This window comes from Bradyrhizobium sp., from assembly GCF_019242285.1.
Taxonomy (GTDB): Bacteria; Pseudomonadota; Alphaproteobacteria; order Rhizobiales; family Xanthobacteraceae; genus Bradyrhizobium.
The window spans coordinates 1-14,843 of record NZ_JAFAVV010000697.1 but is presented as its reverse complement, the minus strand read 5'-3'; the positions used below and the strand labels follow the sequence as shown (position 1 = coordinate 14,843).

General features: G+C 65.7%; 16 protein-coding genes. 10 read left to right on the top strand and 6 right to left on the bottom strand.

Annotated features, from left to right (window positions below; all coding sequences use genetic code 11):
• The first annotated feature begins 165 nt into the window (after positions 1 to 165).
• The 7 genes from aroQ (at position 166) to aat (ending at position 6,513) form a co-directional block, all read left to right on the top strand.
• Entirely contained in the window at positions 166 to 639 is a 474-nt protein-coding gene (aroQ, locus tag JOY90_RS28105) for a type II 3-dehydroquinate dehydratase (protein ID WP_291694358.1), read from the top strand.
• Between the two features lie 42 nt (positions 640 to 681).
• The gene (accB, locus tag JOY90_RS28100) at positions 682 to 1,173 is read left to right on the top strand and encodes an acetyl-CoA carboxylase biotin carboxyl carrier protein (protein ID WP_291694357.1); all 492 of its coding nucleotides are present in this window, start codon (positions 682 to 684) and stop codon (positions 1,171 to 1,173) included.
• A gap of 60 nt (positions 1,174 to 1,233) precedes the next feature.
• Positions 1,234 to 2,583 carry an acetyl-CoA carboxylase biotin carboxylase subunit gene (accC, locus tag JOY90_RS28095; RefSeq protein WP_291694356.1) on the top strand — a complete coding sequence of 450 codons (1,350 nt, stop codon included), beginning with the start codon at positions 1,234 to 1,236 and terminating at the stop codon, positions 2,581 to 2,583.
• A 157-nt stretch (positions 2,584 to 2,740) separates the two neighbouring features.
• Positions 2,741 to 4,219 carry a CHASE3 domain-containing protein gene (locus tag JOY90_RS28090; protein ID WP_291694375.1) on the top strand — a complete coding sequence of 493 codons (1,479 nt, stop codon included), beginning with the start codon at positions 2,741 to 2,743 and terminating at the stop codon, positions 4,217 to 4,219.
• A complete protein-coding gene (locus tag JOY90_RS28085; RefSeq protein WP_291694355.1) occupies positions 4,216 to 4,656 on the top strand; it encodes a response regulator in 441 nt (146 codons plus the stop codon). Before JOY90_RS28090 ends, JOY90_RS28085 begins: the two co-directional genes overlap by 4 nt.
• Positions 4,653 to 5,756 (top strand): response regulator, encoded by a 1,104-nt coding sequence (locus tag JOY90_RS28080; RefSeq protein ID WP_291694354.1) that lies wholly within the window; start codon positions 4,653 to 4,655, stop codon positions 5,754 to 5,756. Before JOY90_RS28085 ends, JOY90_RS28080 begins: the two co-directional genes overlap by 4 nt.
• A gap of 82 nt (positions 5,757 to 5,838) precedes the next feature.
• Entirely contained in the window at positions 5,839 to 6,513 is a 675-nt protein-coding gene (gene aat, locus JOY90_RS28075; protein ID WP_291694353.1) for a leucyl/phenylalanyl-tRNA--protein transferase, read from the top strand.
• Between the two features lie 80 nt (positions 6,514 to 6,593).
• On the opposite strand, the gene JOY90_RS28070 is transcribed toward aat, so the two are convergent.
• Complete coding sequence (locus JOY90_RS28070) at positions 6,594 to 7,574, bottom strand: DUF2155 domain-containing protein (RefSeq protein WP_291694352.1); 981 nt, start codon at positions 7,572 to 7,574, stop codon at positions 6,594 to 6,596.
• A gap of 269 nt (positions 7,575 to 7,843) precedes the next feature.
• Between JOY90_RS28070 and JOY90_RS28065 the strand changes: the two genes are divergently transcribed.
• Positions 7,844 to 8,626: an SDR family NAD(P)-dependent oxidoreductase gene (locus tag JOY90_RS28065; RefSeq protein WP_291694351.1), complete on the top strand. Its 783-nt coding sequence runs from the start codon at positions 7,844 to 7,846 to the stop codon at positions 8,624 to 8,626.
• 14 nt (positions 8,627 to 8,640) lie between these two features.
• Positions 8,641 to 9,582, top strand: coding sequence for an alpha/beta hydrolase (locus JOY90_RS28060; protein WP_291694350.1), 942 nt, complete (start codon positions 8,641 to 8,643; stop codon positions 9,580 to 9,582).
• 2 nt (positions 9,583 to 9,584) lie between these two features.
• Here JOY90_RS28060 and JOY90_RS28055 read toward each other — a convergent pair whose 3' ends face one another.
• Genes JOY90_RS28055 through JOY90_RS28035 form a run of 5 tightly spaced genes read right to left on the bottom strand, consistent with a single transcriptional unit; the run spans position 9,585 to position 13,844 of the window.
• Positions 9,585 to 10,556 carry a biotin-dependent carboxyltransferase family protein gene (locus JOY90_RS28055; RefSeq protein ID WP_291694349.1) on the bottom strand — a complete coding sequence of 324 codons (972 nt, stop codon included), beginning with the start codon at positions 10,554 to 10,556 and terminating at the stop codon, positions 9,585 to 9,587.
• The gene (locus tag JOY90_RS28050; protein WP_291694348.1) at positions 10,546 to 11,421 is read right to left on the bottom strand and encodes an allophanate hydrolase subunit 1; all 876 of its coding nucleotides are present in this window, start codon (positions 11,419 to 11,421) and stop codon (positions 10,546 to 10,548) included. Before JOY90_RS28050 ends, JOY90_RS28055 begins: the two co-directional genes overlap by 11 nt.
• Entirely contained in the window at positions 11,421 to 12,803 is a 1,383-nt protein-coding gene (locus JOY90_RS28045) for an acetyl-CoA carboxylase biotin carboxylase subunit (RefSeq protein WP_291694347.1), read from the bottom strand. Before JOY90_RS28045 ends, JOY90_RS28050 begins: the two co-directional genes overlap by 1 nt.
• Positions 12,800 to 13,042 carry an acetyl-CoA carboxylase gene (locus tag JOY90_RS28040; RefSeq protein WP_291694346.1) on the bottom strand — a complete coding sequence of 81 codons (243 nt, stop codon included), beginning with the start codon at positions 13,040 to 13,042 and terminating at the stop codon, positions 12,800 to 12,802. Before JOY90_RS28040 ends, JOY90_RS28045 begins: the two co-directional genes overlap by 4 nt.
• A gap of 7 nt (positions 13,043 to 13,049) precedes the next feature.
• A complete protein-coding gene (locus tag JOY90_RS28035) occupies positions 13,050 to 13,844 on the bottom strand; it encodes a 5-oxoprolinase subunit PxpA (RefSeq protein ID WP_291694345.1) in 795 nt (264 codons plus the stop codon).
• A gap of 255 nt (positions 13,845 to 14,099) precedes the next feature.
• Here JOY90_RS28035 and JOY90_RS28030 point away from each other — a divergent pair.
• The coding region (locus tag JOY90_RS28030) for a LysR family transcriptional regulator (RefSeq protein ID WP_291694344.1) at positions 14,100 to 14,843 on the top strand (744 nt) is incomplete at its 3' end.

The following is a 14,843-nucleotide window of genomic DNA, read 5'->3' as shown; positions in this document are numbered from 1 at the left end:
CCCCTTTCTGCTGGGTGGTAGGCGCCCGCTTTTCCACAACCTGCCCGCGCTTTCCCGCCCGGCGGCGATGGTACTGGAGGGGCCCGCCGGATGTCTCAAGGCTTCCCCTCGGCCCGGTTGTTACCTATAACCCCGCCACCCTTTTGAAGGACCTCCGGGATTGGGATGGCCAATACTCCTGACCAGACGATTTACGTGCTCAACGGGCCGAACCTCAATCTGCTGGGGACGCGCGAGCCCGAGACCTATGGCCATGCCCGGCTGGCCGATGTCGAGCAGCTCTGTGAGAAGACCGCGGCCGAACTCGGCTTCACCGCGCATTGCAGGCAATCCAACCACGAGGGCGAGCTGGTCGACTTGATCCACGAAGCCCATGCCCGCAAGGCGGTCGGCATCGTGATCAATGCCGGCGCCTATTCGCACACCTCGATCGCGTTGCACGACGCGCTGATGGCGGTGAGGATTCCGACCGTCGAGGTGCATATCAGCAACATCTACGCCCGCGAGAGTTTCCGCCATCACACCTTCACCGCCCGGGCAGCGTTCGCAACGCTCTGCGGTTTCGGCATCGACGGCTACCGTCTCGCGATCACCGGCCTCGCCGCCCGGATCAGCGCCGACGCCAAGCCCAGGGGCTGACCGCCCACTCTTCATTCAAACGACCAGTTCCGGATCAAGATCATGGCGCGCCAGCCTGACGAGAAGACAGCCGAAAAATTTTCGACCGAGGACAGCGAGCTTATTCGCGGCCTGGCGATCCTGCTGGATGAAACCGGCCTCTCGGAGATCGAGATCGAGCGCGCCGGTTTGCGGCTTCGGGTCGCACGCAATCTCAGCGTCGCCGCGGCTCCGATGCCGGCGCATTTCGCACCGGCCGTGCCGATGCCGGTCGCCGCTCCGCCGCCGGGCGCGGCTGCCGCTGCGGATTTGTCCAAGCATCCCGGCATGGTGCCCTCGCCGATGGTCGGCACCGCCTATTGGGCGCCCGAGCCCGGCGCCAAGCCGTTCATCGAGGTGGGCACCAGGGTCACGGCCGGCCAGACACTGCTGATCATCGAAGCGATGAAGACAATGAACCAGATTCCGTCACCTCGGGCGGGCACCGTGACGCAGATCCTCGTCGAGGACGGCCAGCCGGTCGAGTTCGGTGAGCCGCTCGTGATCATTGAGTGAGTAGGGAGTAGCGAACAGCGAATGGTATCTTCTCATTCGCCATTCGCCCCTTGGGACAACATGTTCGACAAGATTCTCATAGCCAACCGCGGCGAAATCGCCCTCCGTATCCTCAGGGCCTGCAAGGAATTGGGGATTTCGACGGTGGCGGTGCATTCCACGGCCGACGCCGACGCCATGCATGTGAGGCTCGCCGACGAGAGCGTCTGTGTCGGGCCTCCGCCTTCGAAGGACAGCTATCTCAACGTGCCGGCGCTGCTCGCCGCCTGCGAGATCACCGGCGCGGATGCCGTCCATCCCGGCTACGGCTTTCTCTCCGAAAACGCGCGCTTCGCCGAGATCCTGGCCGACCATAACCTGCACTTCATCGGCCCCAAGGCCGAGCATATCCGGCTGATGGGCGACAAGATCGAGGCCAAGAAGACCGCAAGGCGCCTCGGCATCCCCGTGGTGCCGGGTTCCGACGGCGCGGTGGGCGCGGGCGAGGACGCCATGGCGATCGCGAAGGCGATCGGCTTTCCGGTTCTGGTCAAGGCTGCCGCCGGCGGCGGCGGGCGCGGCATGAAGGTCGCGCAGAGTGAGAGCGATCTCACGCTCGCACTCACCACGGCCGCCAACGAAGCGAAATCGGCGTTCGGCGACGCCTCGGTCTATCTGGAAAAATATCTGCAGAAGCCCCGCCACATCGAGATTCAGGTGCTCGGCGACGGCCGCGGGGGAGCCATCCATCTCGGCGAGCGGGATTGCTCGCTGCAGCGCCGCCACCAGAAGGTCTGGGAGGAAGGCCCCTCACCCGCGCTTGACGCCGCCGCCCGCCGGAAGATCGGATCGACCGTCGCCAAGGCCATGCAGGGGCTGAAATATCTCGGTGTCGGCACCGTCGAATTCCTCTACGAGGACGGCGAATTCTATTTCATCGAGATGAACACCCGCATCCAGGTCGAACATCCCGTCACTGAGATGATCACCGACATCGACCTGGTGCTGGAGCAGATCCGCATCGCCGCAGGCGGCGACCTGCCGCTGACGCAGGACGAAGTCACCATCAACGGCCATTCCATCGAGTGCCGCGTCAATGCCGAAAACCCCGTGAGCTTCCGCCCCTCGCCCGGCAAAATCCAGCAATACCACCCGCCGGGCGGCCTCGGCGTGCGAATCGATTCGGCCGTCTACCAGGGTTATGTGATTCCCCCCTATTACGATTCGCTGGTCGGCAAGCTGATCGTCCACGGCAAGACCCGCGCCGAATGCCTGATGCGGCTGCGCCGGGCGCTCGACGAGATGGTGGTCGACGGTATCGAGACCACGCTGCCTTTGTTCCGGGCTCTGGTCCGGGAGCCCGACATCATCGACGGCGACTACCATATCCACTGGCTCGAGCAGTATCTGGCCGGCAAGTCGGCAACCTGAGCGACTTCTTGGCAGCCCCCGCGAGCTCGTTGGAACCAAACGGTTTCCACCGCGTTAGGATTGGGCTTAGTGCCGTTTTCCGTTCGGGGGACGTCGAAATTCTCAATTCTGACGACGCGAGCGCGTAGTGACGCTGCCTGCTTGGCGCCACCGCGCGATGGGACAAGTCCTGCTGCTCTCAGCGGCATTCCTGGTGTTGGTTGCCATCAGCACGGCATCGGTGCTGCTGGTCAACAAGGCGCGCGATGACAGTAGCTGGGTCGTGCACACGATCGAGGTCGAAAACCAGACCAACGCGCTGCTGCTGGAAATCCGTCGCGCCGAAAGCGGTGCCCGCGGCTACCTGCTCACAGGAGGATCCGAGTTTCTCGCCGACCATCAGGATGCAGTGGCCCGGATCATTCCCGATCTCGACAGGCTCGACCACCTTGCCGCCGATAATCCGGCCCAGGTCGAGAACCTGAAGAAGCTGCGCGCAGCGATCGAGATCCGGCTCGACCAGTTCGCTCGCGAGACGAGATTCGTGAAACAGGGCAAGCTGCCAGATGCGGCTGCGCTGGTCCGCGAGGCGGCAGCCAGCGACACGACCGGAACGATCCGCGAGGTCGCCGATGCCATGCGCGCCGAAGAAGATCGATTGTTCAACCTGCGCACGGCGAACGCCGATCGCAGCGAGCAGCTGGCCACGCTGGTGACGATCGCGGGCTCGGCCATGGTCATCGTGCTTGCCGCCATCTCGATCTTCCTGGTGCGGCGTTCGGCGCGCGCCCGCGATGAAGCGGAGGCCGCGCTGCGCGACAGCAATCTCAATCTCGAAGCCACGATCGACGAACGCACCGCCGATCTCAGGGAAGCCAATGACGAGATCCAGCGCTTCGCCTATATCGTGAGCCACGACCTGCGGTCGCCGCTCGTCAACATCATGGGCTTTACCAGCGAGCTGGAGGAGCTGCGGGGCGATATCTTCCGCCGGATCGCCTCGCTTGCGCGCGCCGATGCGGCGCCGGCGCTCGTGCCGGCGGACCAGGAGGAGCCGGAGCTGCGCGGTGAAGATAGCCGGCTCTCGCAGGACTTCTCCGAGGCGCTGGGGTTCATCAAGTCGTCGATCGACAAGATGGACCGGCTGATCAACGCGATCCTCAACCTCACGCGCGAAGGCCGCCGCACCTTCGTGCCGGAGCGGATCAATATCCGCGAATTGATCGAGGCCATCGTGTCCACGCTGGCGCATCAGGTCGCGGAGGCCGGCGTCAAAATCGACGTTGACTCGCTGCCGTCGATCGTCAGCGACCGGCTGGCGCTCGAGCAGATTTTCTCCAACCTGCTCGACAACGCGGTCAAATATCTCAGGCCTGACGTTCCCGGCGCGATATCCGTCCGCGGCCGCACCAAGCTCGGCTTTGCGGTGTTGGAGATATCGGACAACGGCCGCGGCATCGATCCCAAGGACCATCAGCGCATCTTCGACTTGTTCCGCCGCGCAGGCACCCAGGACAAGCCGGGCCAGGGGATCGGCCTCGCTCATGTCCGCGCCCTGGTCCGGCGGCTCGGCGGCACCATGTCGGTTTCTTCGGAACTCAACAGCGGCAGCACCTTTACGATAACCCTGCCGATCAATTGGAGTGGAGGCACATGAGCAACCCCGTGACCATCCTCATGATCGAGGATGACGAAGGACATGCCCGGTTGATCGAGCGGAACATCCGCCGGTCCGGCGTGAACAACGAGATCATCCCGTTCAGCAACGGTACAGCAGCGGTCAAGTATCTGTTCGGCGGCGATGGCACGGGTCAGCACCACAATGGGCAGGCCCTGCTGATCCTGCTCGATCTCAACCTGCCCGACATGACGGGCATCGATATCCTGCGGCGGATCAAGGAGAACAAGTTTCTCAAGAGCGCGCCGGTCGTGGTGCTGACCACCACCGACGACTCGCAGGAAGTCAAGCGCTGCTACGAGCTCGGCTGCAACGTCTACATCACCAAGCCGGTCAACTACGAAAGTTTCGCCAACGCCATTCGCCAGCTCGGGTTGTTCTTCTCCGTCATACAGGTTCCTCCGGCCGTCTCATGACCCCCGCGCAGCCCACGGTGCTCTACATCGACGACGACCCGGCGCTGGCGCGCCTGGTGGAGCGCGGCCTGAGACGCCTCGGGATGAAGGTCGTGCCGGCGGCAAGCGGCACCGATGGCCTGGAGCGCCTGAAGCAGGGCGGCATCGACGTGGTGGCGCTCGACCAGTACATGCCGGGCCTCGACGGGCTGCAGACGCTGGAGCGGATCATGGCGATCCCCGGTGCGCCGCCTGTCGTCTTCGTCACGGCCTCGCAGGACTCCAACATCGCGGTCACGGCGCTCAAGGCGGGAGCGGCCGACTATCTGGTCAAGGACGTGCGCGGCGATTTCATCCCCCTGCTCCAGGTCGCAGTCGATGGCGCGCTGCGCCAGGCCGCGCTGCAGCAGGCGCGCGATGAAGCCGAAGCCGAGGTCCACGCCTCGCGCGACCGCTACGCGGCGCTCGCCGCCGAGCGCGAGATGCTGCTGCGCGAGGTCAACCACCGCGTCGGCAACAGCCTGCAGATCATCGCGTCGCTGCTGCATCTGCAGGCCAATTCCGCGGCTCAGGACGACGTCAAGGCGGCCCTGACCAATGCGATGGGCCGGGTGGCGGCGGTCGCGCAGGTGCACCGCCGGCTCTACACCTCGCAGGACCTCAAGAGCGTGCTGTTGAACGCCTATCTCGACGCCCTGCTCGACGATCTTCGCCGCTCGGCCGAAGGCAACAAGATGTCGCGGCTGACGCTGAAGGCGGAGCCGATCGAGATCGACCCCGACCGCGCGGTCGCGATCGGCATCATCGTCAACGAGCTCGTCATGAACGCGGTAAAATACGCCTATCCGGATTGCGCGGGACCCATTCACGTCGACCTCTTTGCCGAGGACGAAGACCTGGCGCTGTCGATCGCCGACAACGGCGTCGGCTTCAGCTCCGAATCCGATTCCAAGTCCGATCCGCGCTCCACCGGCATGGGCCAGCGGATCGTCAGCGCCATGGCCTCCAAGCTGGAGGCGAGCGTGGAGCGCGATCCCAATCACGCCGGTACCCGCATCGTGGTTCGTTTTCGCCGCACCAGGACGCCCGCGCCTGGCGCCGCCACCGCGGCGGCGAAATGAATCACGGCTGAAGCCGTCCGCAACCGCAGCACGGCGTCGGCCGCGGTTGGCCTGATCCGCGCAGCCCTGCTATCCTCTCCGCATGACGTCGCGCGACTCCGCCATTTCCGAGATCACCCCCGAAGTGCTGCTGCGCGCCTACGCCTGCGGCATCTTCCCGATGGCAGAGAGCGCCGACGATCCGACCCTGTTCTGGGTCGAGCCCGAAATGCGCGGGGTGATTCCGCTCGACGGATTCCGCATCGCCTCGCGCCTCGCCCGCACCGTGCGTTCGGATGGCTTCACGGTGACCGCGAACCGCGCGTTCAAGGCCGTGATCGCCGGCTGCGCTGCGCCGCAGGAAGGCCGCGAGGACACCTGGATCAACAAGCGGATTCGCGAGCTCTATTGCGGGCTGCATACGCTCGGCCACGCCCACAGCGTGGAAGCCTGGCAGAATGGCGATCTGGTCGGCGGCCTCTATGGCGTGAGCCTTGGCCGCGCCTTTTTCGGCGAGAGCATGTTCCATCGCGCCCGCGACGCCTCGAAAGTGGCGCTGGTGCACCTGGTGGCGCGGTTGATCGCCGGCGGCTTCGAGCTGCTCGACACGCAATATGTCACCGAGCACCTGCGGAGCTTCGGCGCCATCGAAATCCCGCGGCGCCGCTACACGACCCTGCTCGACAAGGCGCTGAAGGGCGAACCTGCGGATTTCGCCCGTCTCGCGCTCCACCGGCCCATCGCAGGCGCGGATGCGCTCGCGATCATCGGCGCTTGATGAGATCAGGTTCGCTCAAGCGATGCAGAAGGTGCGCTCCCTCGCCCCGTTGTTACGGGCGGAGGTGAACCGAGTTCGCGTTACCTGAATATCCCGAACGGGCCGCCGGATTGCGGCGGCGGAGGCGGCGGCGGAAGCTGCTGGCTCTGCTGCTGCGGCGGCAAAGGCTGCGCGGGCCGCGGCGCGGCCTGCCGTTGCGACGGCTGCCGCTTCTGCGCCGGCTGCTGAGGCGGCTTCGGCGTATCGGTCGGCGCCGCGCTGACCACGGTGGTCTCGGGCTCCTTACAGTCGGTCAGCCAGATGTCGTAGATCGGGTGCTCGACCGCATGCAGACCGGGGCTTGCCGAGAACATCCAGCCGGAGAAGATCCGTTTCACCTCGCCCTGCAGCGTGATCTCGTCGACCTCGACGAAGGCGTCGGTGTTGGCCGCCTCCGTCGCGGGACGCGTGTAGCAGGCGTCGGTCTTGACCCGCAGCGCGCCGAACTGGACGGTTTCGCCGATATCCTCGTCGAAATTGATGATGCGCCCGGTGATCTTGTCGAGACCGGTGAAGCTCGCCTTCTTGTTGACGATCTTCTGCGCGGGCGGCTCGGTCACCACCTCGTCGCCCGGCTGCAGCGTCGCCGGCGTCGGCGGCGCAGCCGTTGGCGGCGCCCCCTTGGGCTGGCGCTGTCCCGGGGGCGCCGGGTTGGCGCCCGGCGGCACATTGGCCTGCTGCCCGGCCGGCGGGGGAGGCGCACCCGGGGGAACGTTCTGCGGAATGACCGTGGTGCCCGGCGGCGGCGCAAGCGGCTGCGACTGGACGGCGCCCGGCGTCACCGCCGCCTGCCCTGGATAGGCTCGATTCGGCGCCGGCAGCACCCGGCCCTGCGGCGGCAGTTCCGGGATATCCTCCTCTTCGTCGGGTGGCGGCTGATTGCCGCGAGGAACGTTACCGGGCGGACGCGGCACGGGATCGGAAAAAATATTGCCGATCTGCGCGTGCGCAGCTTGCGGCAGCGTACTCGCAAAGGCGGCAACGACGACCGCAAGACTGGCCAAGGCAACTGTTCGGAGCATTTCGCGTGCTTTTACAGCGAATCGGCCCGTAAGGCTAAGGCATTGTCCAGGAGTACGATGTCCAGGAGTACGATTTTCATCCGTACGATTTTATCCGCCGATCGCAGGGACCGGTTAACACGCCGAATACGGCGGGGGAAGGGCGCAACCCACCCTCCTCTTTGGCCTACTGGCCAGCGCCCGGTTCGGATGGAATAGTTCCGACGCTCAAACGGCGCCTCCCGCGCCTCCAACCGTCCGGAACAACCGGAGCTCAGCGAGGAAACCCCATGCCTGATCGCATTCGTCTGGACGGCCGGACCGCCGTCGTCACCGGGGCTGCCGGCGTCATCGGCGCCGCGACCGCCCGCCTGCTCGCCGCGCGCGGTGCCCGCATCGTCGCCATCGACCGCAAACGCGACGAGGCGGCGGTGAAGGCGCTGCCGGCCTCCGCCGAGGCGCTGGCGATCACCGCCGACGTCACCGACGAAGATGAGGTGGAAGGCTATGTCCGCGCCGCGGTCGACCGGTTCGGCAGCATCGATGCCTTCTTCAACAACGCCGGCATCGAGGGCGAGGTGAAGCCGATCACGCAATACAGCCTGGAGACCTTCCGCAAGGTGATCGACGTCAATCTGGTCGGCGTGTTCCTGGGATTGAAGCATGTGCTGCCGGTGATGCTGAAGCAGGACAAGGGCAGCATCATCAACACCGCCTCGATCGCCGGCCTGTTCGGCTCGCCGAACATCGCAGTCTACAGCGCGAGCAAGCATGGCGTGATCGGGCTCACCAAGAGCGCGGCATGGGAATACACCGGCACCGGCGTGCGCATCAACTGCGTCTGCCCCGGAATGATCGACAGCCGCATGCTGAGCACGATCATCGAGGCCCGCGGCCGCCACGCCGGTATCAACGCTCCGATGCAGCAGGACAAGATCGTGGAGCGGATTCCCGCGCGGCGCCTCGGGCAGGCGGACGAGGTCGCCGCCATCGTCGCGTTCCTGGCGTCCGACGATGCAAGCTATGTCTCCGGCGCGGCCTACACCGTCGATGGCGGCCGTACCGCCGCCTGATCAGAGGATGCTCCATGCCCGTCGTTCTCGATCCCGATGCTGCCGCCGTCTACAAGGCGTTCCAGGAGGCTGGCCGCCCGCCCTATGAGACGCTGACGGCGGACGAGGCTCGCGCCTACTATATGCAGGCGCGCATCGTCAGCAATCCCGAGCCGCCGGCGCTTGCATCAGTGGCGCCGCTCGATATCCCCTCGCCTGCCGGCACGATCCCGGCGCGCGTCTATACGCCGAACCGGCTGAGAAAGTCGGACGGGCTTTCGCCGGCCCTGGTGTTCTTCCACGGTGGCGGCTGGGTGATCGGCAATCTCGAAACCCATGACGTGGTGTGCCGCAAGCTCGCCGACGCCGGCGAAACGATCGTGATCTCGGTCGACTATCGGCTCGCGCCGGAGCATCCATTTCCCGCCGCCGTCGAAGATGCGATCGCGGCAACGACCTGGGTCGCCGGGCAGGCGCAGCTCGGCATCGACGCATCCCGCCTCTTCGTCGGCGGCGACAGCGCCGGCGGCAATCTCGCTGCGGTGGTGGCACTGGCCGCGCGCGACGGGGACGGGCCCAGGCTCGCCGGCCAGGTGCTGATCTATCCCGCCACTGACTTCTCGCGCCGGCATGCCTCGCATCGTGAGCCCGAGACCTCGGTGCTGCTGACGCATACGGTGATCGGCTGGTTCATGAACCACTATCTTGGCAATGCCGACATCGCCGACTGGCGCGCATCGCCCGCTCGCGCCAGCACCCTTGCCGGTTTACCGCCGGCCTATGTGCTGACGGCGGGCGCCGATCCCCTGCGCGACGAGGGCGACGAATACGCCGCGCGGCTGAAGAGCGCGGGCGTGAGCGTGACCTACCGGCACTTCCCGGGCCAATTCCACGGCTTCTTCACCATGGGCAAATTGCTGCCGCAGGCCCATGTCGCCGCCGACGAGATCGGCGCCTGGCTCAGGGCGCAGGCCTGACGTCAAGCCAGCGCGTCCCGGATCTTCTGCACCAGTTGCGCCCGATCGGCGCGTGCCTTCAGCGCGTCGGCCATGTCGGTCTCGACGAACCGGGTCGGCATGTTCGGCTGGAGCTGGCCGATCAGGTCCATGTCCGCCGAGATCACGGTGCCGACCATGAAATAGCCACCGCCCGACACCGCATCGCGGTGCAGGATGATCGGCTCCTTGCCGCCGGGCACCTGGATCGAGCCGTAGGGATAGCAGCTATCGACGATATTGGACGGGTCAGAGCCTGCGCCGAACGGCTGCTCGCGCGGGACGAAGTCGAGTGCATGCCCGCCGCGAAAGCGATAGCCCATGCGGTCGGCCTCAGGCGCGACCTTCCATGGATCGGCGAAGAAACCTCGCTGCGAGTCTGGCGTGATGCGGTGCCAATAGAGCCCGGGCACCACCCGCAGCTCGGCCGGATTGCCGGGCGAGCGGCGCAGCGCCTCCGGAACGCTGCGCCCGGCCTTCGTGGCGGATACGGCACCGACCGGCAGCTCGTCGCCGGCGGCGATCGGCCGCCCCTTGAAGCCGCCGAGCGCACCGATCGGATAGGTCGAGCGGCTGCCGAGCGCGAGCGGCACGTCGATGCCGCCGGCGACGGCGACGTAGATGCGCGCGCCGGCTTGCAGATAGCCGAAGCTCAGCACCTGGCCGGCCTTGACTTCGAGCGCGGTCCAGCCCGGCTTCTCCTCGCCGTCGAGCTTGATCGGCATGGTCGCGCCGGTCACCGCGATGCCGGTATCCGCGGTGAACTCGAGCTGCGGGCCCATGAACACGGCTTCCAGGCAGGCCGCGCCCTCGTCGTTGCCGACGAGCAGGTTCGCCGCACGCAGCGCCAGCCGGTCCATCGCGCCGCCGATCGGGATGCCCAAATGGAAATAGCCGGGACGGCCGAGATCCTGAACGGTGGTCGACAGACCCGGATTCTGCACCCTAATGGCCATGGAGCGCGCCCTCCAGCTTGGCGTTGTAGCCGTTCATGTCCTGCTGAAACTGGTTGAAGTCGAAGGTGACGTCGCGCATCAGCGGCGCGAAGCGGCCGGCCGCGACGTCGTCGATCGCCCCGTCATAGGCCGAGCGGTCGATCGGCTTGAACTTGACGATGTCGCCGGGCCGGAAGAACACCATGAAGTCGCGCAAATAACCGATCTGCTGCTCGGGGTCGAAGATCGGCATCGGCGTGATGCCGAACATCTGGTAGCCGCCGGCGCCGCGCACCGAATAGATGCAGGAGAAGCAGCCGCCATGGCCGATCGTGAGCTTCGGCGTGTCGGTGCGGGGCCTGAGATATTTCGGCACCTCGAGCTGCCGCTGGCGCTCGACCATCTGGTACAGGAACGGCAGCCCGGCGACGAAGCCGACCATCGAGACGAACCAGGGCGAGCCGCTATGCGCGGCGATGAAGGCGTCGACATCGGGCAGTCCGTTCACCCGCGCCGCATATTCGAGATCGGTCCCCTTCGGGTCCTGGTGCCGCTCGCGAAACCGCATCAGCGTCTCGTGAGTCCAGGGATCGCGATAGAACACCGGAATCTCGATGATCCGGGTCTTGATGACGGGCTCGGTCCTCACCGCCGCGCTCTCGATCGCCTTCACCTCTTTCAGGATGTCGTCCGGCTTGATCACATCAGGGTCGAACTTGATCTGGAACGAGGCGTTGGCCGGGCAGATTTCGGTGACGCCGGCGATGCCGCTGTCGCGGATCGCATTCGTCATCGACAGGCTCTTGAAGAAGGCTTCGAGCGACATCGCCTCGTCGCACTCGACGAACAGGTGCTCGTCGCCTCCGAAGGAGTAGCGGGTCGTCATCAGGCATCCTCCCTTGCGCGCTTGAGCGCGGCGAAATCGGTTTCCAGCCAGGGTTCGAGAAAGCGGGTGTGGGTGCGCCCTTCGCCGACGCTGGGATCAGACGCGAGCGCCGCATGCAGCGGGATGGTGGTCGCAATTCCCGTGATCACCAGTTCCTTCAGCGCGCCCTGCAGCCGCGCCAAACAGTCGGCACGGTCGGCGCCGTGCACGATGAGCTTGCCGAGCAGCGAATCGTAGAACGGCGGCACCTGGTAGCCTTCGAACAGCATTGTGTCGAAGCGGATGCCCTCGCCTTCCGGCACGCGGAGCTGCCCGATGCGGCCCGGCCACGGCATGAAGTTCTTGTACGGGTCCTCGGCATTGATGCGGCACTCGATGGCATGACCGTGGATGCGGATGTCATCCTGCCGCAGCGACAGTTTCTCGCCGCCCGCGATCCGCAGCATCGCCTGCACGAGATCGATGCCGGAAACCATCTCGGTGACGGGATGCTCGACCTGGATGCGGGTGTTGACCTCGATGAAATAGAAGTCTTGCGTAGCGTCGTCGTAGAGATATTCCACCGTGCCGGCGCTGCTGTAGCCGACCTGTCGCGCCAGCGCGACCGAGCTCTCGCACAGCCGGGATCGCACGTCGTCCGGCAGCCCGATCGCGGGTGCCTCCTCCCACACCTTCTGCCGGCGCCGCTGCAGCGAGCATTCGCGCTCGAAGCAATGAACAAAGTTCTCGCCGTCGCCGAGGATCTGCACCTCGATGTGGCGCGCGCGCTCGATGACCTTCTCCAAATACAGGCCACCATCGCCGAACGCCGCCGCGGCCTCCGCCGAGGCCTGCGGGAACAACCGCGCGAACTCGTCGGCGTCGTGCGCGATGCGGATGCCACGGCCGCCGCCGCCGGCCGCGGCCTTGACCATGACGGGAAAGCCGATATCGGACGCGATCGCCACGGCCTCGGCAAGGTCCGCGACGCGGCCGTCGCTGCCCGGTACCGTCGGAACGCCGGCCTTCACCGCGACAGCACGCGCCATCACCTTGTCGCCGAGGAGCCGGATCGCATCGCCGCTCGGCCCGACGAACGTCATGCCGGCCGCGGTCACGGCATCGGCAAAATCGGCGTTCTCGGCCAGGAAGCCATAGCCGGGATGTACCGCATCGACATTGGCGGCCTTCGCCGCCGCGAGGATCGCGTCGATGTTGAGATAGGATTTCTTCGCCGGCGGCGGCCCGATCTCGACCGCCGCGTCGGCGAGTTTCACCGCGAGCGAATCCGTGTCGGCCTGGCTGTGGACCTGCACGGTCCGAAGCCCCAGGGCCTTCGCAGCGCGGACGATCCGCACCGCGATCTCGCCCCGGTTGGCGATCAGGACCGAGCGGATGTTCATGCCTGGACCTCGGCCAGCGTCTGGCCGGCCATGACCGCGTCGGTGTCCTCGACGACGAAGCGGATGCCGACACCGGCGATGCCGGCGCGCACCTCGTGGAACGACTTCATCACCTCGACGAGGCCGATCACATCGTCAGGCTTCACGGCATCGCCGTCGTCCTTGAACGGCGGGCTCTCCGGCGACGGCTTGCGGTAGAAGACGCCGGGCAGCGGCGATTTGATGTCGGCTATGCTCATCGCATCCCTATTCGTTGACGGAAGTCTGCGGAACGATCTCCGAAGCTGGTGCAATCCGGATGCCATTTCCGATCAGCGCGTCGCGCAAAGCGCGGGCGATCTCCAGCGAGCCGGGCGTATCGGAATGGAAGCAGATCGACTCGAAGGCAATGTCGATGTCGTCGCCGTCGATGGTGCGGACCTTGCCGGTCTGGCAGGCCCGAACGGCCCGCTCGGCCAGCGCCTGCGGATCCAGCCTGGCGCCATGGCGGGTGAACACGATCGAGCCGGAACGGTCATACTCCCGGTCGGCGTAGAATTCCCGGATCACCGGCTGGCCGGCCTCGGTCGCAACCCGGCAGGTCGCAGAAATATCCATGCAATAGACGAATGCGGTCGGCGCCACCGTCCGCATGACCTGGATGAAAGAGCGCGACAGCCCCTCATTGACCGCCATCTCCATGTACAGCGCGCCATGCGGCTTGACATGCTGGAGATGCGCACCGTGGCGGCGCGCGAATTCGCGCAAGCCGCCGATCTGATAGATCACGTCGTTGACGACCTCCTCGGCCGCGCCATCGATCCGCCGGCGGCCGAACCCCTGCAGGTCGCGATAGCCGGGGTGCACGCCGATCCCGACGCCGCACTGGGTGGCAAGTCGTACCGTTGCATCCATCAGGTTGGGATCGCCGGCATGGAAGCCGGCGGCGATGTTCGCCGAACTGATCAGTTCCATGAGCTTGGCGTCGTCGGCGTCGCTCAGCCGCCAATTGGCGTAGGCTTCCCCCATGTCGCAATTGATGTCGACGGTCCTTACCGGCACGAGCCGCTCCCCTCCCATATTCTCGTCGCTCCGAACGTTAGGTGGTCGGTCGACCGTGGAGAATTATTCTTATTGAAAGCACAGATTTCGTTTTTCAGATATCTCCCCGATCCGCCCTGAGCGCCTGCGACGAGCCTCAAGGTGATTTCCCGCCGATTGGATGACCAAATATCCGGCGAGCTGCACAAACTCGAAGCTATTCGTTTTATGAGAATAGGATACGATATCAAATCTGATTATCGTATGGGTCAGTTCGTGTCGATCAGTCTGCGTCAGATCCGCTATTTCGTGGCCACGGCCGAGCAGGGGCAGATCACCCAAGCCGCGGTTGCGCTTGCGATCTCGCAATCCGCCGTCACCAACGCCATCAAGGATCTCGAGCAGGCGGTGGGCGCCGAACTGTTCAGCCGCTCGCCCCAAGGCATGGAGCTGACCGCGATCGGGCGCCAGTTCCTCTTTCATGCCTATGACATCCTGAATAAGGTCGCGGAGGCGACCAGCCTCAAGGTGCCGGCCAACGACGTCGAAGGCAGCCTGACGGTCGCGGCAACCTACACGGTGATCGGCTATTTCCTCCCCAGCCATCTGGAACGCCTGAGGCGGCATTATCCCAAGCTCGAAATCCAGTTGTTCGAGCTCAACCGCGAGGCGATCGAGGAAGGCCTGCTGTCGAACCGCTACGACATCGCCGTGCTGCTCACCTCCAACGTGCAGAACCCGGACCTGTCGATGGAGACATTGATCGGCTCGCGGCGGCGGCTGTGGGTCGCATCGAAGCACCATCTGCTGCAGCGCGATTCCGTCGGGCTGAAGGAAGTCGCGGCCGAGCCCTATATCATGCTGACGGTCGACGAGGCCGCGCACACCTCGCTCAAATACTGGAGCAAGACGCCGTACCGGCCGACGGTGACGCTGCGCACCTCCTCGGTCGAGGCGGTGCGCTCGATGGTGGCGAACGGACAGGGGGTCGCGATCCTGTCCGACATGGTGCTGAGGCCG